This window comes from Sanguibacter keddieii DSM 10542 (assembly GCF_000024925.1).
Lineage (GTDB): Bacteria > Actinomycetota > Actinomycetes > Actinomycetales > Cellulomonadaceae > Sanguibacter > Sanguibacter keddieii.
Genome location: NC_013521.1, coordinates 3,998,887 through 4,023,567, shown reverse-complemented (window position 1 = coordinate 4,023,567; position 24,681 = coordinate 3,998,887). Strand labels below are relative to the sequence as shown.

The window sequence follows — 24,681 nt, the reverse complement described above, 5'->3', positions numbered from 1 at the left end:
GGGGGGCCGTCCGGACGTCGTCCACAGGGTGTTCGCGGCATATCGACCTAACCCTCGCGAACAGGTAGTATTCGAACATGCGTTCGACATCCTCGAGGGGCCCACGGCACACCAGCCCCGTGCCGTGTGCGGCAGGGTCGTGCAGCGGCTCGTCGCACGGTGCCGGTGCGGCCTGCTCGAGCCCGGACGCAGTGGACGGAGCCCGCGGGGACGCGTCTCGGGCTGCTGCCTCGGGCGTGGCGCGGGAGGGGCGCTCGGAGTCGGGATCGGCGCGCGAGGCTCGCTCGGAGCCGGAGCCGGAGCCGGAGCCGGAGCCGGAGCCGGAGCCGGAGTCGGATTCGGGCTCGGTGCGCGAGGCACGCTCGGAGTCGGGCGCGGTGAGCAAGGCTCTCTCAGGCTCAGGCTCAGGCTCAGGCTCGGGCTCGGGCTCGGGCTCGGGCTCGGGCTCGGGCTCGGAGTCGGAGTCGGGCTCGTGGACGACGCAGGTCGCCCGCACGGAGCCGGGTGCGGCGCACGACGTCGACCCGGTCCCGATGTTCCGCGCCGGCGTGGCAAGGGACGAGACCGTCGCCGGCGCGGCCGGCGACGGTCTCGTCCCCCTGCTCGTCGGTCGTGACGCGGATGGCGCGAGACCTCTCCTGGCGGGACGCGTGCCGAGAGGAGCTGTCCGAGCGCGTGGACGAGCTCGAGGCTGCCGAACGGGCGATCGCCTCCGCGCACGCGCGCAGGATCAGGGCGATCGAGGCGGTCCGCGTGCTCGCGGTCGAGACCGTGCGGGGCCTGGACCCGACGCTCGGACCGGTCGACCCTGCCGACGCCGTGCGGGTCCGCGAGATCCGGAGGCAGCAGGCGCTCGCGCGCCGTGCTGCGCACGCGGAGGTCGCGTGCGTCCTGCGGACGCCGGAGATGACCACGACCTCCTTGGTGCACGAGGCCCAGGTCCTGGTGGACCACCACCCCGCGACCTTGGCGGCCCTGACGCGCGGCGAGATCTCGCGCACGCACGCCAGGGTGGTGCTCGAGAACACCGCTGCCCTGGAACCTGACGAGTGCCGCGACCTCGAGGTGACGCTCGTCGAGCGGGCGAAGGACAGCACGGTCGCAGCCCTGCGCAGGTACGCGCGACGCCAGCGCGAGCGTTCCCACCCCCGGCCTCTCGTCGAGCGTCACCGCGAACGGCTGGCAGAGCGTCGCGTCGAGATCGAGCCGGCGCGCGACGGCATGATGTGGCTGCACCAGTACCTGCCAGCCGTCCAGGCGACGGCGATCTACAACAGGCTGACGGACGTCGCGGTGACCTTCCAGGGGAAGGACGAGCAGGGGATGAGCGAGGACAGGACGCTGGCGCAGCTCCGCGTCGACGTCTTCAGCGCGCTCCTCCTCGACGACGACGCGGCACGGCTCGTCCACGGGGACACCGGGCCGGGGCTCTCGGCTGAGCCTGGACCGGGCGCAGCCGCGAAAGCGCCGGGCGCAGCCGCGAAAGCGCCGGGCGCAGCAGCGGAAGCGCCGGGCGCAGCAGCGGAAGCGCCGAGCGCATCCGAGGCAGCCCCGAGTCCGGGAGAGGTAGACCGGGGTGTGGGAGAGGTAGCCCGGGGTGCGGGAGAGGTGGCCCCGAGTGCGGGAGGGGTAGCCCCGAGCAGGGCAGGGGCACTCACGGGCAGGGGAGAGCCAGCCTCGAGCACGGCTGGGTCAGTCCCGAGCGGGGCAAGGACAGCCCCGAGTCCGCCAGGGGTGGCTCCGAGCGTGACCGACGGAGTGATCGGCGGTCGGCACCGAGCCGTGGGACCGTCGCTGCGCGGTGTCCAGCCGACCGTGGCGGTCACCGTCCCGGTCATGACTCTCCTCGGCCACGGAGACGAGCCCGGGCACCTCGAGGGCTACGGACCGGTCGACGCGGACACGGCGAGGGAGATCGCGGCTCGTGCCGCGTCGTTCACCAGGATCCTCACCCATCCGGAGACGGCTGTCGTGCTGTCGGTGGGACGGCAGAAGTACGCCGTGCCGGCCGATCTCAAGGCCTGGCTGAGGCTCCGAGACGAGACCTGCCGCTTCCCGGGCTGCGGCCGACGGGCGGCGAGGTGCGACATCGACCACGTCGCGCCCTGGCAGCTCGGCGGAGGGACGGACCACGACAACCTGATCCACCTGTGCCGACATCATCACCGGCTCAAGCACGAGACAGGCTGGTCGGTCGCCAGCGCCACCTCGGGGGGCGAGACGACAGGTGTGTTCGCGCGCCCTGAGGCGGTGACGTGGACCTCGCCAGCCGGCCGTCGGTACGTCGACCACCCGGCGCTGCCCCGGCCAGCCCATGATCTGCCGCGGCACCCCACCGGCCTCGTCGACCTCGGCGAACGCAGGAGTGGTCCGTCCGGCGGCGTCGCCGCAGGAGATGACGCCGCAGGAGGTATCGATGGCGCTAAGTCGTCGTCGTCGTCCGACGAGGAGAACGCGGAGGCTCCCGGGCTGACGCCCGATCCCTTCCCCGACGAGCCGCCGTTCTGACCGGCGCGTATGGGTGCCGCAGCAGAGGTGGCACTGGAGAGATGCGGCTGGAGAGGTGCAGCTCGAGACGTGCTGCTCGAGGGATGCTGCTCGAGACGTGCTGCTCCAGAGATGCAGCTCGAAACGCGCTGCTCGAGATTCTCCCCAGACGCACGAGAGCCATGCCTCGACCTGGTCTCGGCATGGCTCTCGGTCATGACGCCCGGGGAGCCCCGGAGGTCAGTCCTGCTCGCGGACGGCAGCCCAGCAGTGAAGGTGCACTCAGCGACGTTCGGGGGACCGGGTCGGGACGACCACGGAGATGATCGTCGAGATCACCGAGATGAGGAAGGCCGCGAGGACCGCCCACCAGAAGCCGTCGACCCGCAGGCCCCAGTCGGCCTGCTCGGTGAGCCACCCGGTGAGGAGCACCATGAGGGCGTTGACCACCAGGGTGAAGAGTCCGAGCGTGAGGATGTACAGCGGGAAGGTGAACAGCTGCACGATCGGCTTGATGATCGCGTTGATGACCCCGAAGATCAGGGCGACGACGAGGAACACGACCACCCGTCCACCGGTTCCATCGCCGCCGACGATCTCGAAGTGCGACCCCATGAGCAGGGTCGTCAGCCAGATCGCGACAGCATTGACGAGGACTCGCACGAAGAAGCTCATGTCCAGATCCTCCCACCTGGAGCGCGCGTCGCGCACGGCGAGCGACGAGAGCACGTCCGGGGGTCGTGTGCAGGAGCCGTGGTGCCGGCGCCGTCACGTGTGCTCACCCGCCACACGACCTCGCCCGGTCGGACCTGCCTCACGGTCCGAGCCGCTCCCGTGCGGCCCACCCGTTCGAACCTGCCCCTGCGGTCCGAGCTGCCCCGTGCGGCCCGCCCCCACGGACCGGCCCTGTCGCTGCCCGACCCACGGACCAGCCCCCTCTGCCCGACCCACGGACCAGCCCCCTCTGCCCGACCCACGGACCAGCCCCGTCGCTGCCCGCGCGCCCACCGAGGTGCGAGACTGGTGGTGTGACTCGACGCGTCCCCCTCCGCCCTGCCGTCTCCGCCCTCCCCGCCTACGTCCCGGGCGCCCGCGTCCCGGTCGGCGCCGCGGCGTACAAGCTCTCGTCCAACGAGAACCCGTACCCGCCGCTCGCCTCGGTCCAGGCGGCCATCATCGACGCGGCGTCGGACATCAACCGGTACCCGGACATGTTCGCGACCGAGCTCACGGAGGCCCTTGCGCACCACCTCACGGCAGACCTCTCGCCGCAGGTGCGCGAGGACGGTGGCACGGTCTCGGCCGAGCAGGTCGTCGTGGGCAACGGGTCGGTCGCGGTCCTCGCGCACATCCTCGAGGCCGTCGTCGACGCCGGCGACGAGGTCGTGTACCCGTGGAGGTCCTTCGAGGCCTACCCCATCGTCGTCAGCGTCGCGGGCGGCACCGGTGTCCCCGTGCCGCTCGCCCCCCACGGCAGGCTCGACCTCCAGGCCATGGCAGCCGCGGTAACCGACCGGACCCGCGTCGTGCTCGTCTGCACCCCGAACAACCCCACGGGTGCAGCGCTCACCCAGACCGAGCTCCTCGGCTTCCTCCAGGCCGTGCCCTCCGACGTCCTCGTCGTCGTCGACGAGGCCTACCTCGAGTTCGTGCGCTCCGACGACCCCGTCGACGGCACGGCTGCGCTCGCGGCACACCCCAACGTGGTCGTCCTGCGCACCTTCTCCAAGGCCTACGGCCTCGCAGGCCTGCGCGTCGGCTACGCCGTCGCCCGTCCTCGCCTCGCCACCGGCATCCGCTCCGCGTCGACCCCCTTCGGTGTCTCGCACGTCGCTCAGCGCGCCGCGCTCGCGTCGCTCCAGGCCAAGGACGAGCTCCTGGCGCGCGTCGACACGATCGTCGCCGAGCGCACCCGTCTCGCCGACGGTCTGCGCGACCAGGGGTGGGAACTTCCCGAGTCGCAGGCCAACTTCGTCTGGATGGAGCTCGGCCAGCGGACCGCCGAGCGCGCCGCCGACGCCGCAGCAGCAGGCGTCATCGTCCGGCCCTTCGCCGGCGAAGGCCTCCGCGTGTCCGTCGGAGAGCACGAGGCCACCGACATCTTCCTCCGGGTCGCCGCCGGCTGGCGCTGAGCCGGGCGGTCGGCGCGGCGCCCTTCGGGTGCGCGACGACGAGCCGTGCAGTACAGCGCCGTGCAGGACAGCTCGGGGCAGCACACTGCCGCGAGGCCCCGCGCCGACGAGGCCTTTGGAGGCGCATGAAGCCCGTCCCTGCAGCCGACCCGTCGCTGCGGTGAGGCCGCCCCGGCGCCTGAGCCCGTTCCTGCGGCTAGGTACAGCTAGGCCGTCGCCTGCTCTCGCGCTGCCGCCGCGACCTCGGGCGGCCACACGACCGTGAACCGCTCGAGCACGATCTCCTGGTCGGGTGACCACACCGCGCCACGGGCCGCGCACCCGCGCGTCCAGTAGCGAGCGTGCTCCGTCCGCCACGACTCGAGCGAGCGGTCGTCCTCGCCCTCGTCGAAGGCGAAGGACGCGTCGACCTCCTCGAACGTCGCCAGCCGGAGCTCCGTGCTGCGCAGGACGGCGCGTGGTGCCCCCGTGCTGTCGCAGGCGATCCAGTGCGAGCCCACCCGCGGCAGCGCGTCGCCCCGCGCGGTGAACTCCTCGGCCAGCTCGGCGGTCGCGCGCTTGCGGCCCGAGAGCACGAGGCCGAGCAGCTCGTCGGCCAGCGCGGCCGAGTCCCCGAAGCCCTCGACCGTGTGCTCGCCGCAGACCAGGACCGCCGACGGCACCGCCTGCGAGTACTCGGACCACATACGGGCTGCGGCCTCCAGGTCCGGCGCGGCTGCCGCCGGTCGCGCGGCTGCCGCCGGTCGCGCGTCTCGGGAGTCGGCGGAGGGCTCGGTCGTCATGAGTCCATCATCTCCCGGTCCTGCGAGCAGGTCCTCCGCCGGCGGGGAGAAGTCCTGGTCGGTGCGCTGCTGTCCGTTGCCCGTTGCCCGTTCCCTGCGGCCCGCCGACCTCCTGTGACCGCCTCCGTCACGGGGTGCGTGCGGCGCCGCCTCGCGCGCTGGTGAGATCGCCCCCTGAGGCACGTGACGACCACCCGCCCGCGCCCTACACTCAGGTGCGGTCTGACGGCGTCCAGGGGAGGCGTCCGCGGGCGACAGCGTCACGTGCAGAAGGAGACAGCATGAACCCGGTGGCAGCAGACATCCTGGCCCGCGGAGGGTCGGGCGGTGAGATCGCCGCAGGTGCCCTCGCGCTCCTCGTCGTCCTGTACGTGGCCATCATCGTGGCCGCGCTCTTCGTGTACTCGCGCATCGTCAAGAAGGCCGGCTACCCGTGGCCGTGGATCTTCATCATGTTCGTGCCGGTCGTCAACATCGTCATGTTCCTGATCTTCGCCCTCAAGGAGTGGCCGATCGAGCGTGAGCTCGCCCGCACCCGGGCCGCGCTCGCCGTCGAGACCGGCAGCCCGTACCCGGACCCGAGCGTCTACGGGTTCTCGGACTACCCGGTCGACTACTCCGACACGGCGCGCTACGCGAGCCTCGGTGCCGGGCACGACCCCAGGTTCCCCGCGGCGCCGACCGACCAGTCGTCCTACGGCGCCCAGTACCCGGCGCCGACCCAGCAGCAGTACCCCGCGCCCGACCAGTCGCAGGGCTACCCCGCCCCCTACACCCAGCCCGACGCGGGCTGGCAGGGCCAGAACGGCGGCCTCTACGGCACGCCGGACGACCAGTCCGGCACCGGCAAGCAGAACCCCTGGGCGCCCAAGGGCTGAGCAGCGCCCCCGTGGGCGACGCGGCCGGACCGCCTGCGTCGCCCACCGCGCGTCACTCCGCGCCGAGGTAGGACACGTCTCCGCTGCTCGACCGGATCGTCACGGTGCGCGTCGCCGACGGGTCGGTCGGGGCGTCGACCGTCGACCGTCCGTCGCCGGTGCTGATCTCGAGGGCGACCGAGGTGCCGGTGCCGCGCACGACGACGGGACCGTCGCCCGTGGTCGCGGTGACGTCGCCCCGGACCCCGCTCACGCGGACAGCCCCGGACGACGTCGTCACGGCTGCGGACCCGGCGACCTGCCGGGCCTCGACGTCTCCGTCTCCGGAATCAGCCGTCACCGTGCCACCGGCACCGTCGACCAGCACGTCGCCGCTGCTCGTCCGCGCCTCGACCGAGCCGCCCGCGTCCCGCACCGACACGCGACCGTCACCGCTGCTGGCGCGGACCGGCCCGCCCGCGCCGTCCACGTCGACGTGCCCGCTCGAGGTGCGGGCCTGGACCGTGCCGGTCGCGGCGAGCACGTCGACGTCGCCGTCCGACGTCTCCAGGTCGAGTGCACCGGTGACCCCCTCGGCCCGGATCGTCCCGCTGCTCGACCTGACGACGACCGACGTCCCCCACGGGACCTCGACGGCGAGGTCGGCCCGGCAGACGCCGCTGCTCCACCCCCGCGGGCACGTGTGCTCGACGACGAGGCGCTCGCCGCCGAACCCGTCCGCCGCGCTGCCCGGGCCCGTCGTGACCCGACCGCCACCGGCGGAGGTGGTCGTCGCGCTGTAGGTGACGTCCTGGAACCCGGTGCGCGCGGTCTGCTCGACCACCACCTGGTCCGACCCACCGACGGTCACGGTCACGGCGCCGTCGGCCACGAGCTCGACGACCGGCGTGCCGGGGTACGCAGCGGTCGTGACGGTGGTGGTCGTCGCCATCCAGTCGGCACCCTGGTACGCGACCTGCGCGATCGCCGCGGCTCCCACGACGACGCCGAGCACGAGGAGAGCGCGGCCACCGCGGCCGGGTCTGGGGCCGACCGGGGCGACCGGGCCGGCGTCCCGCTCGGGAGCGACAGGGTCGACGTCTGCTGCAGCGGCGGTCATGGTCGGTCTCCTCGGGAAGGGTCGTGCTGGGAGCGGTCGTGCTGAGAGGTCGGGTGCTGCGACGGTGCGTGCTCGAGCCAGCGCAGCACGGCGAGCACGCGGCGGTGGTCGTCGGCGTCCGGCGCGAGGTCGAGCTTGGTGAGGATGGAGGTCACGTGCTTCTCGACGGCCGCGGTCCCGACCACCAGCAGCTCGGCGATCGCCCCGTTGGAGCGTCCCTCGGCCATGAGGCCGAGCACCTCGCGCTCACGCGCCGTGAGCCTGTCGACGCCGGTCCCGCGGGTGCGGGCCAGCAGCTGGGACACGACCTCGGGGTCGATCACCGTGCCGCCGCCGGCGACCCGGCCGAGCGCGTCGAGGAAGTCGTCGACGTCGGCCACGCGGTCCTTGAGCACGTAGCCGAGCGCGCGCACGTCGCCGGCGAACAGCTCGGTCGCGTAGCGCTGCTCGACGTACTGCGACAGCACGAGGACGGGCAGGCCCGGGTGCAGGCTGCGCAGGTGGACAGCGGCGCGCAGGCCCTCGTCGGTGTGCGTCGGCGGCATACGGACGTCCGTCACGAGGACGTCGGGGAGCTGGTCGACCGTCAGGTGCGCGAAGGCGGCGACGAGCTCGTCGGCCGAGCGGTACCCGGTGACGGTGTGCCCCTCGGCGACCAGCAGCCGGGTGAGCCCGTCCAGCAGGAGGACCGAGTCCTCGGTGATCACGACGTGCACGGCACCTCCACGGTGATGCGGGTCCCGCGACCTGCGGGGCTGTCCAGGGAGAAGGCCCCGTCGAGGGCCTCGACGCGGCTGCGCAGACCGTCGAGGCCGCCGCCGGGGGAGGGCAGCGCGCCGCCGTGACCGTCGTCGAGCACCTCGAGGCGCAGGAGCGGACCGTCGACCTCAGCGCGCACGAGCACGTGCGCCGCGCCCGAGTGCCGGGCGGAGTTGGTCAGCGCCTCGGCCGTGACGAAGTACGCGGCCGCCTGGGCCCCGGGGCTCGCGGCCGACAGCGCGGCGGGGTCCGGGACGTCGACGGTCACCGGGACGGGGTGGCGCGCGGCGATCGCCGAGAGGGCCGCGTCGAGCCCACGGTCGGTGAGGACCGCCGGGTGGATGCCCCGGACCAGGTCCCGGAGCTCGGCGAGCGTCTCCTTGATCTCCCGGTGCGCGTGGTCGAGGGCCGCGGCCGCAGCATCAGGGTCCGTCGCGGCGGCGCGCCGTGCCGTGCCCAGCTCGACGCCGAGCGCGACCAGGCGCTGCTGCGCACCGTCGTGCAGGTCGCGCTCGATGCGCCGACGGTCGTCGTCCGCCGCGCCGACGGCCCGCGTGCGGGTGGTCGCGAGGTGCTCGGCGCGCTGCTGCGCGACGTCTGCGTCCTCGCGGGCCTGCACGGCTGCGGCCTCGGCGCGCTCGACGTCGTCGGTCGCACGAGACCGGCCGAGGAGTGCGCGGGCCAGGCGGGCGTGCGCGAGCGCCAGGGACTGCGTGGCCACGGCCCACACCCAGGGCCCGACGACCCCGAGGGCCAGCAGCGCCACCTGAGCCGTGCTCGGGCTGCCGTCCCAGGCGAGGGCCGGCGAGGCGAGCAGGGCCAGCACGACACCGAGGCCCCAGGCGACGGGCACCTGGACGCACACCAGCAGGACCGCGACGGCGGCGTAGAGGACCGCCGACCAGCCCGCGCGGTCCGTCGCCGCCTCCCGCAGACCACGCCGAGAACGCAGGGACCGCCGTGGGCGACGGTCTCCCGGGGTGATCTGCACCCGGAGCAGCGCGCGCAGCCGTGCCCGCTCGACCCGCGCGAAGCCACGTGCGCCGAGCAGCGTCAGGAGGAGCAGCGGGATGCCGGTGCCGAGCAGCGGGACGAGCCCGACGGAGAGCGGCGCGAGGACCAGCGCGAGGGTCCCGGCCACGAGGAGGACGGGGAGCCCGACGGTCGCCTGCGACACCGCGCGCCAGGTGGCGGGTGCGACAGGGGCGACGAGGAGCGCGCGCGGGCCGGTGAGGGCCGGGGCGACGAGCCGCAGGTCTGCGGGGTCGTCCGTGCCCACGGCGTCGCCGGGCGGTTCGGTGCGGTGCATGCCGCAACCGTAGGGCGTGCGGAGGGCGGTCTCCCAGCCGGTGGTCCCACGTGCGGGAGGTAGGGCTAGCCCACCGTGGTGGGGCTGTCCCCAGCGTGGCGCGGGGGACCTTCGGCTGCTCTCGAGGGCACTCGGATCGATAGTGTCCGGAGGGTACACAGTCCGCCTCAGAACCTTGTGCGGACCCCACGACACGAACCTACGCTTGCGTAAGTTACGCTGGCGTAGCCTACTGAGAGGTAGGCAGACGACGCCGGCCCGGCCGACGCCGTCGGACACCGTGCGCTGGCCCACAGGCCCGCGCATCGACCGTCAGGAGAACGCGTGACTGCACCGATCGAGCCGACCGAGGCTCTCCAGACCGACGAGGACGCACCCGTCCAGCTCGTCGCACCCGACGGCAGCCGGGTCTCCGACGACCGCAACGCGCCCTACCGGGCCCGCACCAGCCACCTCGGCACCGAGGAGCTCCGCGGCCTCTACCGCGACATGGTCCTGGTCCGACGCTTCGACACCGAGGCCACCGCCCTCCAGCGCCAGGGCGAGCTCGCGCTCTTCGCGCCGCTCCTCGGCCAGGAAGCCGCGCAGATCGGCTCCGGACGAGCGCTCGCCCCCCAGGACGTGGCCTTCCCGTCCTACCGCGAGCACGGCGTCGCGCACACCCGCGGCCTCGACCTCGCCGAGATCCTCCGCCTGTTCCGCGGGGTCGACCACGGCGGCTGGGACTCCGAGGCCCACAACTTCCACCTCTACACCCTGGTCATCGGGTCGCACTCGCTCCACGCGACCGGCTACGCCATGGGCGTCCAGCGCGACGGCCTCGTCGGCACCGGCGACCCCGAGCGCGACACCGCGGTCATCACGTACTTCGGCGACGGCGCGACCTCGCAGGGCGACGTGAGCGAAGCCCTCGGCTTCGCGGCCGTGAACAACGCCCCCGTCGTGCTGTTCTGCCAGAACAACCAGTGGGCCATCTCCGTCCCGACCTCGACCCAGTCCCGCGTGCCGCTGTACCGCCGCGGTGCCGGCTTCGGGGTCCCGAGCGTCCGCGTCGACGGCAACGACGTCCTCGCCTGCTACGCCGTGACCGCCGAGGCCCTCGAGCGCGCCCGCAGCGGCGGCGGCCCCACCTTCATCGAGGCCGTCACGTACCGCATGGGCGCGCACACCACCTCGGACGACCCCACGCGCTACCGCACCCGCGCCGAGGAGGACTACTGGCGCGACCGCGACCCGATCGCCCGCCTGCACGCGCTCCTCGTCGCCGAGGGCGCCTGGGACGACGAGGCCGCCGCAGCCCTCGAGGCCGAGTCCGAGGCCCTCGGCGAGCGGATCCGCACGAGCGTCCGCGCGCTCGGCAAGCCCGCCGCCGCATCCATGTTCGACCACGTGTACGCGACCGACCACCAGGTCGTCTCCCGCGAGAGCGCGTGGTTCGAGTCCTACGAGTCGTCCTTCACGGACCAGGGAGGCCACCGATGAGCGCCCCGACCACGAGCAGCACCAGCACCAGCAGCGCGGCCGGCAGGACCCCGGCCGCCGAGCCGGTCCCCACGGGCGTCCAGACGCTCCCGTTCGCCAAGGCCATCAACGCCGGCCTGCGCGCCGCCCTCGGCGGCGACGACAAGGTCCTGCTCATGGGCGAGGACATCGGCCCGCTCGGCGGCGTCTTCCGCGTCACCGACGGCCTGCAGGCGTCCTTCGGGGCCGACCGCGTCGTCGACACCCCGCTCGCCGAGTCCGGGATCCTCGGCACGGCCATCGGCCTCGCGCTGCGCGGCTACCGCCCCGTCTGCGAGATCCAGTTCGACGGCTTCATCTTCCCGGCCTTCGACCAGATCACCACCCAGCTCGCCAAGATGCACTACCGGTCGCGCGGGCGCCTCACGGTCCCCGTCGTCGTCCGCGTGCCCTACGGCGGTGGCATCGGTGCGGTCGAGCACCACTCCGAGAGCCCCGAGGTGCTGTTCGCGCACACCCCCGGTCTGCGCGTCGTCTCGCCCGGGTCGCCCCAGGACGCCTACACGATGATCCAGGAGGCGATCGCGAGCCCCGACCCCGTGCTCTTCTTCGAGCCCAAGGGACGCTACTGGGAGAAGGGCGCCGTCGACCTGTCCGAGGGGCCCTACGGTCGGCGTGCTGCGGAGCAGCAGGAGACGGCCGACGTGCAGGACGTCGCCGCCGACGAGCAGCCGGTGCGCGAGTCCATCACCGTGCGCGAGCCGGTCACCGTGTCCGAGGCCAACGGCTTCTCGACGCTCAACACGGCCGTCGTCGCCCGCCCGGGCACCGACCTCACGCTCGTCGCCTACGGGCCGACGGTCGCGACCGCGCTCAAGGTCGCCGAGGCCGCCGCGTCGGAGGGCACCAGCATCGAGGTGGTCGACCTGCGCTCCATCTCCCCGCTCGACACCGACACGGTCGTCGAGTCGGTGCGCAAGACCCACCGCTGCGTCGTGGTGCACGAGGCCCCGACCTTCCTCGGGACCGGTGCCGAGATCGCCGCGACCGTCACGGAGCGGTGCTTCTACGACCTCGAGGCACCCGTGCTGCGCGTCGGCGGGTTCCACACGCCCTACCCGGTCGCGAAGATCGAGCACGAGTACCTGCCGAGCCTCGACCGGGTGCTCGACGCCGTCGACCGGTCGCTCGCGTTCTGAGAGCATCAGACCAGCACAGGGCCAGCACCGCACCCGCACCGGTCACGCCAGACCAGCAGGCACAGCCCCGCAGACACCGCTCTACCGACACCGCCCACGGACCGGTCCGCGCCGCACGCGCGACCGGGACGCCCCATGCTCCACCTCAGCACCGCCGGAGGACCCCAGATGCCCACCTTTGAGCGCTTCAACATGCCGGACGCCGGCGAAGGCCTCACCGAGGCAGAGATCGTCGCGTGGCACGTCTCGGTCGGCGACACCGTCACCGTGAACCAGACGATCGTCGAGATCGAGACCGCGAAGTCGCTCGTCGAGCTGCCCTCGCCCTACGGCGGGGTCGTCACCGAGATCATCGAGCAGGTCGGCACCGTCGTCGAGGTCGGCCAGCCGATCATCGTCGTGGACACCGACCCGCACGGTGCGGCGCCTGCTGAGTCTGCGGGGTCCGTTGGGACCACGGCTCCGCAGGGCGGCGAGGCCAGCGCCGACGACAGCACCCCGACCACCCCGGACGCCGACGCCTCGACGTCCGGCTCCGAGGGCTCGGGGGCCGTGCTCGTCGGCTACGGCGTCGCGACCGGTGGGACCACGCGCCGTGCGCGTCGCGCGGCAGAGCCGGCAGCGGGGTCGTCGGCAGCAGGGTCGTCGGGAGCAGAGGCGACGGCAGCCGGCGCGCGCGCGGCGACGCCGGTCGCGCAGCAGCCGGCAGCACCGGCCGCTACCGAGACGCCCGCAGCCCGCCCGGCTGCGACCCAGCAGGCGGCGGGGATCCAGCCCGCACAGCCTCCGGCGGCGCTCGCCCCGCAGCGTCCGACCACGCAGCGCCCCGCCACCGCTCCCGCCGGAGCCGTGGCGCCGGCGGCCTTCGCGGCGCAGTCCGTCGGGTCCGTCTCGCAGGTCGCGCCACGGCCGGGGTCGCTCGCCGTCCGCGCCAAGCCTCCCGTCCGCAAGCTCGCCCGCGACCTCGGTCTCGACCTCTCGAGCGTCCCGGCGACCGGGCCCGGCGGCATCGTCACCCGAGAGGACGTGCTCGCGTACAGCGCCCAGGCGCAGCCCCGAGCCCTGGCGACCTACGTCGACGACGACGCCCCGTGGCTCGCGTCGGGCCAGGTGTCCTCCGACGGGCGCCAGACCCGCGTCCCGGTCAAGAGCGTGCGCAAGCGCACCGCCGAGGCGATGGTCTCGAGCGCCTTCACCGCGCCGCACGTCACGGTGTTCCAGACCGTCGACGTCACCAAGACGATGCGTCTGCTCGACCGGCTCCGCAAGGACCGCGAGTTCACCGACGTGCGCGTCACGCCGCTGCTCATCACCGCCAAGGCGCTCCTGCTGGCCGTCAACCGGCACCCCGAGATCAACGCGAGCTGGGACGAGAAAGCCCAGGAGATCGTCTACAAGCACTACGTGAACCTCGGCATCGCCGCGTCGACGCCGCGCGGCCTCGTGGTCCCCAACATCAAGGACGCCCACCGGCTCGGGCTCAAGTCCCTCGCCCAGGGGATCGCCGACCTCACCGCCACGGCCCGCGCCGGACGCACCAGCCCGACCGACATGTCCGACGGCACCATCACCATCACCAACGTCGGGGTGTTCGGCATCGACACCGGGACGCCGATCCTCAACCCCGGCGAGGCCGCGATCCTCGCCTTCGGCGCCATCCGCGAGCAGCCCTGGGTGCACAAGGGCAAGATCAAGAAGCGCTTCGTCACCCAGCTCGCGCTGAGCTTCGACCACCGCCTGGTCGACGGCGCCCTCGGGTCTCGGCTGCTCAGCGACGTCGCCGCGGTGCTCGAGGAGCCGGCCCAGGCGCTCGTCTGGGGCTGACCGGGCACGGGGCTGATCCGGCGCTGACCGGGCACCGCGCTGACCGCGCACGGTACTGACCGGACGCTGGGCTCCTCGAGCCCTCGGCGAGCATGCCGGAGGCCGGGGTGGCAGTGCCACCCCGGCGACCGGCGTCGTGCGGAGCGAGGCCAGCGGTGCTGCGAGCTACCTGCCCTGCGTGTCAGGTGCCCTGTGTCTCAGGTGCCCTGTCTGTCAGGCACCTGCGCGGCAGAGGTTCCTGCACGCCAGCCAGCCTGCCCAGCCTCAGGCCTTGCCCCGCAGCGCGGTGCGACGGAGCACCAGGCCGGCGAGGAGCAGCAGGCCCGTGAGGGCGAGCAGGCCAGGGGCCTGGGTCCCGGTGTGGGCGAGCTCGGACGTCGGCGCTCCCTGCGCCGTCCAGCCGGAGCCGGAGACCGCGGACGACTGACGGTCGCCAGAGCCCGTGGCAGCGAAGCCGGTGACGGCAGAGCCGTCGGTGCCCACGGTGATCGTGCCACCGGCGCCGCCGCCGGTGATCCCGGAGCCGGCCGGGACGGCCGGTGTCGTCGGGTCGGTGGTGTCGGTGCCGTCGACCGGGTCGGTGGTGTCGGTCGAGTCGACAGGCTCGGTCGGGTCGACCGGGTCAGTCGGGTCCACCGGGTCGGTGGGGTCGGTCGGGTCGACGGGGTCCGTCGGGTCGACCGGGTCCGTCGGGTCCACCGGGTCGGTGGGGTCCGTCGGGTCGACAGGGTCGGTCGGGTCGACCGGGGTGACGGGCTGTCCGGGGACGACCACGGTGCTCTCGGCGTCGCCGATCACGCCGACGGCGATCCCGGAGAGGTCGACGCCGAGGGAGACCGGGGCGGTGATGCCCAGGTCGTTCAGCAGGCCGTCGAGCAGACCGCCGGTCGAGACGCCGACGGGAGTGGTCGGGGCCGCGGTCCCGGTGCCGTCCTGCACGGTGGTCGAGGTGGCGTCGCCGATCACGCCGAGCGCGAGCCCGGAGAGGTCGACGTCCACGGCGACCGGCGCGGTGACGTCGGTGCCGTTGGCGATGCCGTCAGTGGTTCCCGGGGTCCCGGGAGTGCCCTCGGCCGGGGGCGTCGGGGTGGAGCCACCGGTGCCCGGTGCGGGCGACGGCGCGACGACGGTGGTCGAGGTCGCGTCGCCGACCACGCCGAGCGCGAGCCCGGACAGGTCGAGGTCCACGACCACCGGGGCGAGGACCCCGGTGCCGTTGAGGATGCCGTCGGTCACGGTGCCCGACGTGCTTCCGGTGACCGGAGTGGCCGGAGTGGCCGGAGCCGCGGGGGCCGTGCCGGTGGTCGGTGCGACCACGGTGGACTCCGCGTCACCGACCACGCCCACGGCGATCCCGGAGAGGTCGAGGTCGACGGTGACCGGTGCGGTGACGTCGGTGCCGTTGGCGATGCCGTCGGTCACGGGCGCGGGGACCGGGGTGGTCTCCGGGGCCGGTGCGGGCGCTTCGGGTGCCGGTGCCGGTGCGGCGGGTGCGGGTGCCTCGATGACGGTGGACTCGGCGTCGCCGATCCCACCCACGGCGATGCCGGAGAGGTCGAGGTCGACCGCGACGGGTGCCGTGACGTCGGTGCCGTTGGCGATGCCGTCGGTCACGGGTGCCGGGACCGGGGTGGTCTCGGGAGCCGGTGCGGCCTCAGGGGCCGGGGCCGGAGCTGCGGGTGCCTCGACGACGGTGGACTCGGCGTCGCCGATCCCACCCACGGCGATGCCGGAGAGGTCGAGGTCGACCGCGACAGGGGCGGTGACGTCGGTGCCGTTGGCGATGCCCTCGGTAACCGGGGCAGCGTCCGCGGGCGCCTGGACCGGGAGCTCGGCCGCAGGGCCCTCACCCACCACCGGTGCTGCCGGAGCTGCCGGGGCGGGCTGGACGACCGTGCTGGTCGCGTCGCCCAGGAGCCCGAGCGACAGGCCCGAGAGGTCGACGCCGACGGATACCGGGGCGATCACCTCCGACCCGTTCGCGATGCCGTCTGTGTCTGCTGCGTGGGCTGCTGCTGTGCCTGCGAGCACCAGACCGCTGGCGACCAGCGTGGTGCGCAAGGCGCGCTTGACGTACGTGTTCATGAGAGTTCGTTCCTGACCGGGAGAAGAGTGCGTGCAGACCGGACGGTCCGCCGCGGGCGCTGTCGACGACGAGGGTCGACGAGGCCCGCTCAGTCAGGTGCTACGGAGATGTCCTGAGCGACGTCCTGCCACGGGGCGACGTCACCCGCGGTGAGGACCCACGCCGCGAGCAGCGGCATGGACGGGTCGGTCGGGAGGATCGCGTCGGTCGCCCACGGTGCACGGGGCGACGCGGCGGAGGCACCCGGGGCGGTCGGTGCCGCCGGTGCTGCGGGCGCCGGGGCGATCGGCTCGCCGAGGCTGGGAGAAGGGTGGCCCGACCCGGCGTGCGCGCCAGCTGCAGAGGCGGCGGGAGCGACCTCCGAGGGGGCGGTGGAGCCGGTCGAGGAGAGCGTGCCGGCGAAGGGCGAGCCCGACACCCGGTGGTCGCCGAGGCCGCCCTGGGTCCCGCGGAGGTCCGCGCTCGATGCGGACGCGTCGGTCGCGGTGCCAGAGGTGCTGGTGGTCGCCGGGGTCCCGGCGGTGACGGTGTCGGCGGTGCCGGCAGTCGGAGGGGTGATGGGAGTGGGCGGCAGGAGACCGGCCCCCGGCGTCTCGTCGTCCGGAGCTCCGTCGCCCGGGTCGGTCCCGGGGCCCTCGGTACCTGGGTCACCGGGGTCCGGTGGCAGGACGGGGTCCACCACAGGCAGGAGGGGGATCACGACAGGCCCGAGCACCGGCTCGAGCACGGGGGACAGCGCGTCGACCACCGGGGCGATCGCACCGGTCACAGGGGCGAGGGCCGCCAGCACGGGGTCGAGGGCCGCGACGACCGGGGCCACCACTCCGAGGACGGGGGAGACGATCGTCCCGAGTGCTGGCGACAGGGCGCCGAGCACCGGGGTGAGCACGGGGGAGACGACGGCGCCGACAGCTCCGCTGACCGGGGCGGTCGCTCCGGCGACGGACTCCACGACCGGGACGACGACGCCGTCGACCACTGGTGCGACACCGTCGGTGACGGGTGCGAGAGCCCCGTCGACCACGGGGGTGACGACCGGGACCACGACGTCCTCGACCACCGGCGCGACAACCGCGCCCACGGTGCCCTCGACGACCGGCGCGACGGTCTCGTCGAGGACCGGGGTGACGGCGTCGACGACCGGGGCCGCGACGCCTTCCACGACGGGAGCGGCGACGTCCACGACCACCGGTGCGACGACGGTCTCGACCACGGGTGCGACGACCTCGTCGACGACGGGGGTGACCACGTCCTCGACGACGGGCACCACGACCGCGTCGACGACAGGCGCGACGACGTCCTCGACGACGGGGGTGACCACCTGGTCGACGACCGGCGCGGTGACAGGGGCGACAGCACCTCCGGCGCCGCCGACGAGGTCGGACACCGCCCCGGTGACCGGGGCGGTGACACCCGCGACCGTCCCGGCGAGCGCGTCGGTCAGGTCGCCGACACCGGTGCCGACCTCCGTGAGGCCCTGCAGCAGGCCGCCGCGCGGCGCAGGCTCGTCGGCCTGGGCGGCGGGAGACAGGGCCATGGCGAGACCGCCGGCAACCACGAGCGTCCCGAGCCCCGTGAGACCGCGCCCCACCCAGCGTCTGGCGCCGGCACCGGGTGCGTGCGAGGCGCCGCGGGGGTCCGGGGCAGCCATCGTGGTCTCCGAGGGTGGGTCTGAGCGTCGAGCAGCTCTGAGAACAGGTGTGTCCACGCTATGACCGCACGCTCACGTGTGCCAGGTCACAGGGCCCTCGGGCGGATACTCTGCGGGTTTCCACATGTCGTGCGGTTTTCCGCACATGCACGCCACACCGAGAAGTCGCGCCGTACCGAGTCGTCACGACATGCGAGACGCCACGACGTGCCGAGGTTGCGCCCGCGCCTCAGGTGCTCTGCAGCAGCCCGATGAACTCGTCGGCCATGTCGAGCTTGCGGGCGAGGTCTGCCCGTCGCTCCTGCGCGGAGGTGACGTACGCGTCGAGCCTCGAGCGCAGCGCCCCGTCCTCGTCGGCCGCTCCGGCGCGCAGCTGGTCGACGACCTCGAGCAGGTCGGCCATCTCCTCGAGGCTGAACCCGAGCGGCTTCATGCGGCGGATGACGAGGAGGCGCTCGAGGTCGTGCTCGGTGTAGAGGCGGAAGCCGCCGTCGGTGCGCCCGGACGGCTTGAGCAGGCCCGTCTCGTCGTAGTGGCGCAGGCTGCGCAGGGACATGCCCGTCCGCTCGGCCAGCGCCCCGATGTGCATGGTGGGGAGGGCGTCGCCGGGGGTCGGGGCGTCAGGGGCGGTCATCGGGCGGTCATCGGTGGTCGTCTCCTCGCTGCGGCCCGCACGGACCGTCGTCAACCCTACCCTCACGTTAGGGTAGAGTCTGGCGCGTCGACCGTCGTCGACGCCCACCATCATCTCGCGCCCGCAGCCTCGCCGAGCCCGCGCCGAGCACCTCCCCCGAGGACACCCGTGCCACTTCTCCCTCGACGTCGCCCTGGCAAGACACCGGCCGAGCCGACGCACCCCGCCGGGCACTCCGCCGAGCACCCCGCCCCGGAAGCCACCCCGCACCCCGTCGCCCCGCCCGAGGCCGACGCCGCGCACTCCGTCCGTGCCGCGCTGCGCTCTCCGCGCCGCCTGCGGACCGAGGCCCTCGGCGGTCTCGTCGTCGCGCTCGCCCTCATCCCCGAGGCGATCTCCTTCTCGATCATCGCGGGCGTCGACCCCCGGCTCGGGCTGTTCGCCTCGTTCACGATGGCCGTCTCGATCGCCTTCCTCGGTGGGCGCCCTGCCATGATCTCGGCCGCCACCGGGGCGGTCGCCCTGGTGATCGCACCGGTGGCCCGCGAGCACGGCGTCGACTACCTCGTCGCGACCGTCATCCTGGCCGGGATCGTCCAGGTGCTCCTCGCCGTGCTCGGCGTGGCACGCCTCATGCGCTTCATCCCGCGCTCGGTCATGGTCGGCTTCGTCAACGCCCTCGCGATCCTCATCGTCATCGCGCAGGTGCCGCACCTCGTGGACGTCCCGCTGCTCGTGTACCCGCTGGTGCTCGCCGCGATCGCGATCCTGGTCCTGCTGCCCCGGCTCACCACCGTCGTCCCCGCGCCCCTCGTGACGATCGTCCTGCTCACCGCCGCCACGGTCGTCTTCGCGGTCCACGTCCCGACAGTCGGCGACGAGGGCGCGCTCCCCGACTCGCTGCCCACCCTGCTCGTCCCCGACGTCCCCCTCACCCTCGAGACGCTGCGCATCATCGCGCCCTACGCGCTCGCCATGGCCGTCGTCGGGCTCCTCGAGTCCCTCATGACCGCCAAGCTCGTCGACGACGTCACCGACACCCACTCCGACAAGACCCGCGAGGCCTGGGGCCAGGGTGCCGCGAACGTCATCACCGGGTTCTTCGGAGGCATCGGCGGCTGCGCGATGATCGGGCAGACCATGATCAACGTCAAGGCGTCCGGGGCCCGCACCCGCATCTCGACCTTCCTCGCCGGGGTCTTCCTCCTGGCCCTCGTCGTCGGCCTCGGCGACGTCGTCGCGGTCATCCCCATGGCCGCGCTCGTCGCCGTCATGGTCATGGTCTCCGTCGGCACCTTCGACTGGCATTCGGTCCGCCCCTCGACGCTGCGCCGCATGCCCAAGAGCGAGACCGCCGTCATGGTCGTCACCGTCGCGGTGGTCGTCGCGACGCACAACCTCGCGGTCGGCGTCGTCGCCGGCGTCCTCGTGGCCACGGTGCTGTTCGCGCGTCGCGTAGCGCACCTCACCGACGTCGTCGCGACCGACGAGCCGTCCGGCACCCGCGTCTACACCGTCACCGGCGCCCTGTTCTTCGCGTCGTCCAACGACCTCGTCTACCGCTTCGACTACGCCGGCGACCCGGCCGAGGTGGTCATCGACCTCAGCGGCGCCCAGGTGTGGGACGCCTCGACCGTCGCGACCCTCGACGCCATCACCACGCGGTACGCACGCCGCGGCACCACCGTGACCATCCGCGGGCTCGACGACGCGTCGGCCGCCCGGCACGCGCGCCTCACCGGGACCCTGGGCGGCGAGGGCTGACACAGCGGTCCCCGCCCCACCGCGCGTGGCAGGACACCCGCCCGTAGCGTGGACGGATGAGCTACGAGACCACACCCACGACCACAGACGTCCGGTGGCCCGGAGCCACCTCTGAGCTCGACCCCGCCCCGGACCACGGCGAGACGTCGTACACCGGGCACGGGCGCCTCGCCGGGAAGCGGGCGCTCATCACCGGCGGCGACTCCGGCATCGGCCGCGCCGTCGCCATCGCCTACGCCCGCGAGGGAGCCCACGTCGTGATCGGGCACCTGCCCGAGGAGCGCGAGGACGCCGCCTCGACCCTCGAGCTGGTCCGCGCCGAGGGCGTCACCGGGCTGGGCGTCGAGGTCGACGTCCGGACGCCCGCCGCCAACGCCGCCCTCGTGCAGCAGGCGGTCGCCGAGGTCGGCGGGATCGACATCCTCGTCGCGAACGCCGCCTACCAGATGGCCCAGCCCGGCGGCCTCGAGGACTACTCGCCCGAGCAGGTCCAGCGCGTCTACGAGACCAACGTGTTCGGCACCCTCTGGCTCGTCCAGGCGGCACGCCCGCACCTCGAGGCAGGAGCGTCGATCATCGTGACCACCTCGATCCAGGCGTACTCGCCGTCCGAGGCCCTCCTCGACTACGCCTCGACCAAGGCCGCGCTCAACAACCTCGTCGTCAACCTGGCGGGCGACCTCGGCCCGGACGGCATCCGTGTCAACGCCGTCGCCCCCGGACCGATCTGGACACCGCTCATCCCCGCGACCATGCCCGAGGACAAGGTGAAGAGCTTCGGCCAGGACACCCCGCTCGGCCGCATGGGCCAGCCCGTCGAGCTCGCCGGCGCCTACGTGTTCCTCGCCTCGGACGACGCGAGCTACGTCTCGGGCACCGTCATCGGCGTCACCGGCGGCAAGCCGGTGTTCTGAGGGAGGAGAGATCCCTCGAGGACCCGACGGCACCTGAGCGCACAGAGAGGCCGCACCCACGACGGGTGCGGCCTCTCTGTGCGGGGCGGCGGTGATCCCTGAGCGCCAGGCGCGGCAGCGCGGCGACGTGCGCTCGGCGTCTGGTCAGTCGAGCCGCACCGTCTCGCCCGAGGTCAGGACCAGGTGCTGCGCACCCGTCCCCGGCCCTCCCTCGCCGAGCATGCGGTTGACCAGCCCGAGGCCGCGGTCGTTGAGGGCCCCGTCGTGCACGGACACGGTGCGCGCGGGGCTCACGGCGCGGACCCAGTCGACGATCTCCTGCAGCTTGGACCACGGGGCGTGCGCCGGGGTCAGCAGCGTCTCGACCGGTCGGCCCGGCATCGTGAAGGCGTCACCGGGGTGGAACACCGTCCCGTCCACCACGAAGCCCACGTTCTGCAGCCGGGGCAGGTCGGGGTGGATCGTCGCGTGCCACTCGCCCACGGCGGTGACGTCGAACCCGGCCGCGGTGAAGGTGTCGCCGTCGCGGACCGCCGTCACGCGCCCGTCGCGGTCGCCGAGGATCTCCGCGACCGCCGCCGTGGTCCATACGCGCAGGTCGGGGTTGGCCGCCCACGCCGCCTCGAGAGCCGCGACGTCCAGGTGGTCCGGGTGCTCGTGCGTCACCAGCACCGCGCCGGCGTCGCCGATCACCCCCGGCTCCGTGAAGCCGCCCGGGTCGATCACCAGCCGACGACCAGCGTCGGAGAGTACCACGCAGGCATGACCGTACTTCGTCAGATCCATGCGCTCCACGCTACGTCGTGCCCTGGGTGCGGGCATCACGGGACTGCGTGGCCGCGGGCGCGGAGCGCCGCAGCACGAGGGTGGCACGACACGGCCCCGGGCGTGGACGCCGAGCCGCCCGTGTGCACCCCGTAGGCCTCGTGCCCGGCACCCGCAAGTGTGTCCGAGAAGCCCTGCGTGCACCCTGCGCGCGGTTAACGTCGGCGATGTCCGCAACGCGGCGGATCGAGCGGCAAGGGGGCTTGACGTGGTTGACAGCATCTTGAGGCAGAATTTGATAGCGCGAGTCCTGGCGATCATCCTGACGGCCGCCCTTCTCGGGTTGGTGGTCCCGGTCGCCGCTCCGGCCGCTTCCGCTCCGCGGCTGGACCTCCCGCCCGGGTGCTCGGCACCGCCGGTGTGCACGTTCAGGGTCGACACGCGACCCCCTGAGGTGGTCTTCGCCGAAGGTTTCACGCCGCTCGGAGACAGAGATCAGCTGCTCGCGCATGCGGTCGGGTACTTCGACGAGGGCTTGACCGGCAGCGCGTTCGTGTCGACGGTGAGCGATTTGGACCTCGCCAACGTGATGATGCGGGGCCGGGGCGAGAGCTTCTGGGTATACGCAGTCTGGAGGTCGGAGAACTTCTTCTCGCTGAACAGCTCTCTGGAGGCGTTCGCGGGGGATCTTCAGGATGCGGGCCGTGCAGCCGACGCAGACCGGGTGCTGGAGCTGCTCAACCAACGCCGCGCGTTCGACGAGTGGTCCGCACTGGGTGGGATCCCGGCTGAGCACGTGATCGGCGCCTTTCCCCGCCAATCCCCGGTGGGAGACTGGCACGGGTGGGTGGAGAACCCGGACACGATCCGGCCGGTGGACCTGCCGCCCGCCGAGCCCTACGGCATCGACTTCGCCGAGCTCGACCTGATCCCGCCGTGTCGTCCTGGCTCCGCGCGGGCCGGAGCCTGCTCGGGCCCGACGACAGAGGAGGAGCTGGCCGACTTCCATGACGCGTTCGACGCCACGTCCGGCGAGGTGCGGTTCACCGCGTTCCCTGACGAGCTGAGCACGGACAGCAAGACCTTGCTCGGTCCGCTCAGCGAGTCGAACGAGGCGCTACGAGCCTTTGACGCCTCGGCAGGTGCGGGTGGGTTCGCCGATCTGAGGCTCGCTCTGGCCGAGTCGATCCCTGCGGACCTCGCTCGCCTGGAGGCGGTGACTGCGAGCGACACGCTGATCTCGAAGGTGATGGAGACGGTGGGGCGGTCGGTCGACGTCGGCAGCGAGCTCATCCCCTACCTGGGGGTCGCTGCGACGGGCTACGCGCTGCGCGAGGACGTGGACCACGGTAACTGGGCGGACGTGGGCTTCGACTCCGTGGCGCTCGCGCTGCAGAGCATCGAGATGGTCCAGCCGGAGCTGGCGGTGTTCGTGGAGCCGGTGCTGCTGGCCGACCTCGCGGTCCAGTGGATCGTGGATCGGTTCCGGCCAGGGCCGGCGCCGGCGCCGGCGCCTGACCTGGGTCACCTGTGGGAGATGTACGACGAGCTCGACTCCGTGCCCGAGGCGCTCGAGCGGGCGTTGACCACCGTGCGCGTCCAGCACCTCGGCGACGCCTTCCAGGATCTGCGTCAGGAGCACCTCGAGGGCACCTTGGACCCACGACTGGCGGCAGACCTCGACACCTTGGAGAGGATGCGCTTCGGCTACGTGCTGGCGGCCGTGCGTCACGCGGTCGACGCCGGTGACGGGGTCAGCATCCCCACCGGTCAGATCCGTGAGCACCAGCTGGGCCTCCTGGCGGAGATCGAGACCGCGTTCGACGACGCGGCCCGCCACCGTGAGGAGCAGTACCGCATCGCGAACGATGCCCAGATGAAGGCCTCCGTGCGTCACACCGCAGAGGCCAGCGGACCGTGGACCCAGGCGTACGACTCCCTCCTCTCCGCTTTCAGGCAGCAGGTTGCCGTCCCGCACCTTCGCGGCCTGGAGACGGCGGTCTGGGAGGAGCAGCGGCGGGTCGGTACGAATGTTGCCATCGCCTACCCGGGGGTGTGCTTTGTCCCGACGCACCCTGAGTGCGTCGGTTTCCGGCAGAAGGTGATCGACGACCGCGTCGACATCATGGTGAGTCTGCACTCCGAGCGTGACGCGCTCGATCAGTGGTGGACCGGTGTCCCGGACTACCTCGCCGGAGATCGTCCGGGCGCGGTGTGGCCGGCTGACTTCGTCGACTTCAGCTCCGATCCTCAGCTCCTGCCGGCGCAGGGCAGGCTCTGCGCCCCGCAGGGGCATCGCTTCTCGCCGAACGGCAATCACCGTATCCAGCTGACGCTCTGTGCTGACACTGCTCACGGTGCGCCGGGCGCTCCGCACGGGCGGACCGTCGTCAGGGTCTCAGGAACTGTCGAGTACCGGAACATCTTCGGCGGATGGCGGCCGCGCAGCGGGGACGTGGTGGCCGGCACCGTCATGACGATCCGCAAGCACGGCGTCGTGGCGGAGGAGGCGCGCCGCACCGTGCCGTTGCCGCGTGGCCAGATCCAGGTGCTGGAGTTCCCCCACAGCGACAGGATCCTCGGGGGCTACCCGGTGAACCTGAGCCTGCGGTTCTCGGAGGATGGGGGCTACGGGCCGTCGCAGAACCCGAGCGACATCTACGTCAACGAGACCTTCTATTTCCCCGCTGGACCGAGGTGAACCTCCAGACGTCAGCGGCTGGGGCGTCGCTGGTCGTACCCTCGCGCAAGGTCGAGCCCGGACAGGCTGATCGTCGACGACGCCTTGGCGACCTCCGCAGCGGCCAAGATGTTCATGGTCTCGGCGGTCACCGCCCGCACCAGGGCGCACCGGTTCCGGGCCGGAGGGCCAGCAGGGATGGTCGATCGTCCGAGCTCGTCGCCGGCCAAGCCCTCCCCGGCTACCTGACTGCTCAG

18 protein-coding genes are annotated in these 24,681 nt (G+C 73.1%); 9 read left to right on the top strand and 9 right to left on the bottom strand.

Translation table 11 applies throughout. The features are described 5' to 3' along the window. The first annotated feature begins 675 nt into the window (after positions 1-675). Positions 676-2,508 (top strand): HNH endonuclease signature motif containing protein, encoded by a 1,833-nt coding sequence (locus tag SKED_RS20585; RefSeq protein ID WP_217167915.1) that lies wholly within the window; start codon positions 676-678, stop codon positions 2,506-2,508. Positions 2,509-2,769: 261 nt separating this feature from the next. On the opposite strand, the gene SKED_RS17655 is transcribed toward SKED_RS20585, so the two are convergent. After that, positions 2,770-3,162 (bottom strand): phage holin family protein, encoded by a 393-nt coding sequence (locus SKED_RS17655; RefSeq protein ID WP_012868548.1) that lies wholly within the window; start codon positions 3,160-3,162, stop codon positions 2,770-2,772. A gap of 353 nt (positions 3,163-3,515) precedes the next feature. Between SKED_RS17655 and hisC the strand changes: the two genes are divergently transcribed. Beyond that, complete coding sequence (gene hisC, locus SKED_RS17650) at positions 3,516-4,619, top strand: histidinol-phosphate transaminase (protein ID WP_012868547.1); 1,104 nt, start codon at positions 3,516-3,518, stop codon at positions 4,617-4,619. A gap of 206 nt (positions 4,620-4,825) precedes the next feature. Here the strand turns inward: hisC and SKED_RS17645 are convergent, their stop codons facing one another. After that, the gene (locus SKED_RS17645) at positions 4,826-5,305 is read right to left on the bottom strand and encodes an ASCH domain-containing protein (RefSeq protein ID WP_143755832.1); all 480 of its coding nucleotides are present in this window, start codon (positions 5,303-5,305) and stop codon (positions 4,826-4,828) included. A 377-nt stretch (positions 5,306-5,682) separates the two neighbouring features. Between SKED_RS17645 and SKED_RS17640 the strand changes: the two genes are divergently transcribed. Beyond that, positions 5,683-6,279 (top strand): DUF805 domain-containing protein, encoded by a 597-nt coding sequence (locus tag SKED_RS17640; protein WP_012868545.1) that lies wholly within the window; start codon positions 5,683-5,685, stop codon positions 6,277-6,279. A gap of 52 nt (positions 6,280-6,331) precedes the next feature. Here SKED_RS17640 and SKED_RS20395 read toward each other — a convergent pair whose 3' ends face one another. The 3 genes from SKED_RS20395 to SKED_RS17625 are packed head-to-tail and all read right to left on the bottom strand — an operon-like array spanning position 6,332 to position 9,446. Beyond that, positions 6,332-7,378 carry a DUF4097 family beta strand repeat-containing protein gene (locus SKED_RS20395; protein ID WP_012868544.1) on the bottom strand — a complete coding sequence of 349 codons (1,047 nt, stop codon included), beginning with the start codon at positions 7,376-7,378 and terminating at the stop codon, positions 6,332-6,334. Beyond that, entirely contained in the window at positions 7,375-8,094 is a 720-nt protein-coding gene (locus SKED_RS17630; protein ID WP_012868543.1) for a response regulator, read from the bottom strand. The genes SKED_RS20395 and SKED_RS17630 overlap by 4 nt, the downstream gene beginning before the upstream one ends. Continuing rightward, the gene (locus SKED_RS17625) at positions 8,082-9,446 is read right to left on the bottom strand and encodes a sensor histidine kinase (protein ID WP_012868542.1); all 1,365 of its coding nucleotides are present in this window, start codon (positions 9,444-9,446) and stop codon (positions 8,082-8,084) included. Before SKED_RS17625 ends, SKED_RS17630 begins: the two co-directional genes overlap by 13 nt. Positions 9,447-9,770: 324 nt before the next feature. Between SKED_RS17625 and pdhA the strand changes: the two genes are divergently transcribed. From pdhA to SKED_RS17610, 3 genes are all read left to right on the top strand, one after another. Then, on the top strand, positions 9,771-10,928 hold the full coding sequence (pdhA, locus tag SKED_RS17620) for a pyruvate dehydrogenase (acetyl-transferring) E1 component subunit alpha (protein WP_012868541.1): 1,158 nt from the start codon (positions 9,771-9,773) through the stop codon (positions 10,926-10,928). Next, positions 10,925-12,106 carry an alpha-ketoacid dehydrogenase subunit beta gene (locus SKED_RS17615; protein WP_012868540.1) on the top strand — a complete coding sequence of 394 codons (1,182 nt, stop codon included), beginning with the start codon at positions 10,925-10,927 and terminating at the stop codon, positions 12,104-12,106. Before pdhA ends, SKED_RS17615 begins: the two co-directional genes overlap by 4 nt. Before the next feature lie 168 nt (positions 12,107-12,274). After that, positions 12,275-13,930, top strand: coding sequence for a dihydrolipoamide acetyltransferase family protein (locus tag SKED_RS17610; protein WP_012868539.1), 1,656 nt, complete (start codon positions 12,275-12,277; stop codon positions 13,928-13,930). Positions 13,931-14,194: 264 nt separating this feature from the next. On the opposite strand, the gene SKED_RS20580 is transcribed toward SKED_RS17610, so the two are convergent. The 3 genes from SKED_RS20580 to SKED_RS17595 form a co-directional block, all read right to left on the bottom strand. Continuing rightward, positions 14,195-16,015 (bottom strand): hypothetical protein, encoded by a 1,821-nt coding sequence (locus SKED_RS20580; RefSeq protein WP_012868538.1) that lies wholly within the window; start codon positions 16,013-16,015, stop codon positions 14,195-14,197. Positions 16,016-16,104: 89 nt separating this feature from the next. Next, positions 16,105-17,667 carry a hypothetical protein gene (locus SKED_RS19270; RefSeq protein WP_012868537.1) on the bottom strand — a complete coding sequence of 521 codons (1,563 nt, stop codon included), beginning with the start codon at positions 17,665-17,667 and terminating at the stop codon, positions 16,105-16,107. Between the two features lie 229 nt (positions 17,668-17,896). Further along, entirely contained in the window at positions 17,897-18,301 is a 405-nt protein-coding gene (locus tag SKED_RS17595; protein ID WP_012868536.1) for a MerR family transcriptional regulator, read from the bottom strand. A gap of 168 nt (positions 18,302-18,469) precedes the next feature. Between SKED_RS17595 and SKED_RS17590 the strand changes: the two genes are divergently transcribed. Next, complete coding sequence (locus SKED_RS17590; protein ID WP_012868535.1) at positions 18,470-20,065, top strand: SulP family inorganic anion transporter; 1,596 nt, start codon at positions 18,470-18,472, stop codon at positions 20,063-20,065. A 56-nt stretch (positions 20,066-20,121) separates the two neighbouring features. After that, positions 20,122-20,979: an SDR family oxidoreductase gene (locus tag SKED_RS17585; RefSeq protein WP_012868534.1), complete on the top strand. Its 858-nt coding sequence runs from the start codon at positions 20,122-20,124 to the stop codon at positions 20,977-20,979. Between the two features lie 144 nt (positions 20,980-21,123). Here SKED_RS17585 and SKED_RS17580 read toward each other — a convergent pair whose 3' ends face one another. Then, entirely contained in the window at positions 21,124-21,765 is a 642-nt protein-coding gene (locus SKED_RS17580; RefSeq protein WP_012868533.1) for an MBL fold metallo-hydrolase, read from the bottom strand. 247 nt (positions 21,766-22,012) lie between these two features. Here SKED_RS17580 and SKED_RS17575 point away from each other — a divergent pair, with 247 nt between their 5' ends. Continuing rightward, entirely contained in the window at positions 22,013-24,445 is a 2,433-nt protein-coding gene (locus tag SKED_RS17575) for a Pertussis toxin subunit 1 (protein ID WP_012868532.1), read from the top strand. Positions 24,446-24,681 lie beyond the last annotated feature (236 nt).

Excerpts from the sequence above, each read along its gene's own strand:
- SKED_RS17655 (WP_012868548.1), bottom strand. The coding sequence starts at position 3,162 with ATGAGCTTCTTCGTGCGAGTCCTCGTCAATGCTGTCGCGATCTGGCTG.
- SKED_RS17645 (WP_143755832.1), bottom strand. The coding sequence starts at position 5,305 with ATGTGGTCCGAGTACTCGCAGGCGGTGCCGTCGGCGGTCCTGGTCTGC.
- SKED_RS17640 (WP_012868545.1), top strand. The coding sequence starts at position 5,683 with ATGAACCCGGTGGCAGCAGACATCCTGGCCCGCGGAGGGTCGGGCGGT.
- SKED_RS20395 (WP_012868544.1), bottom strand. The coding sequence starts at position 7,378 with ATGACCGCCGCTGCAGCAGACGTCGACCCTGTCGCTCCCGAGCGGGAC.
- SKED_RS17625 (WP_012868542.1), bottom strand. The coding sequence starts at position 9,446 with ATGCACCGCACCGAACCGCCCGGCGACGCCGTGGGCACGGACGACCCC.
- SKED_RS17615 (WP_012868540.1), top strand. The coding sequence starts at position 10,925 with ATGAGCGCCCCGACCACGAGCAGCACCAGCACCAGCAGCGCGGCCGGC.
- SKED_RS17610 (WP_012868539.1), top strand. The coding sequence starts at position 12,275 with ATGCCCACCTTTGAGCGCTTCAACATGCCGGACGCCGGCGAAGGCCTC.
- SKED_RS20580 (WP_012868538.1), bottom strand. The coding sequence starts at position 16,015 with ATGAACACGTACGTCAAGCGCGCCTTGCGCACCACGCTGGTCGCCAGC.
- SKED_RS19270 (WP_012868537.1), bottom strand. The coding sequence starts at position 17,667 with ATGGCTGCCCCGGACCCCCGCGGCGCCTCGCACGCACCCGGTGCCGGC.
- SKED_RS17595 (WP_012868536.1), bottom strand. The coding sequence starts at position 18,301 with ATGACCGCCCCTGACGCCCCGACCCCCGGCGACGCCCTCCCCACCATG.
- SKED_RS17585 (WP_012868534.1), top strand. The coding sequence starts at position 20,122 with ATGAGCTACGAGACCACACCCACGACCACAGACGTCCGGTGGCCCGGA.
- SKED_RS17580 (WP_012868533.1), bottom strand. The coding sequence starts at position 21,765 with ATGGATCTGACGAAGTACGGTCATGCCTGCGTGGTACTCTCCGACGCT.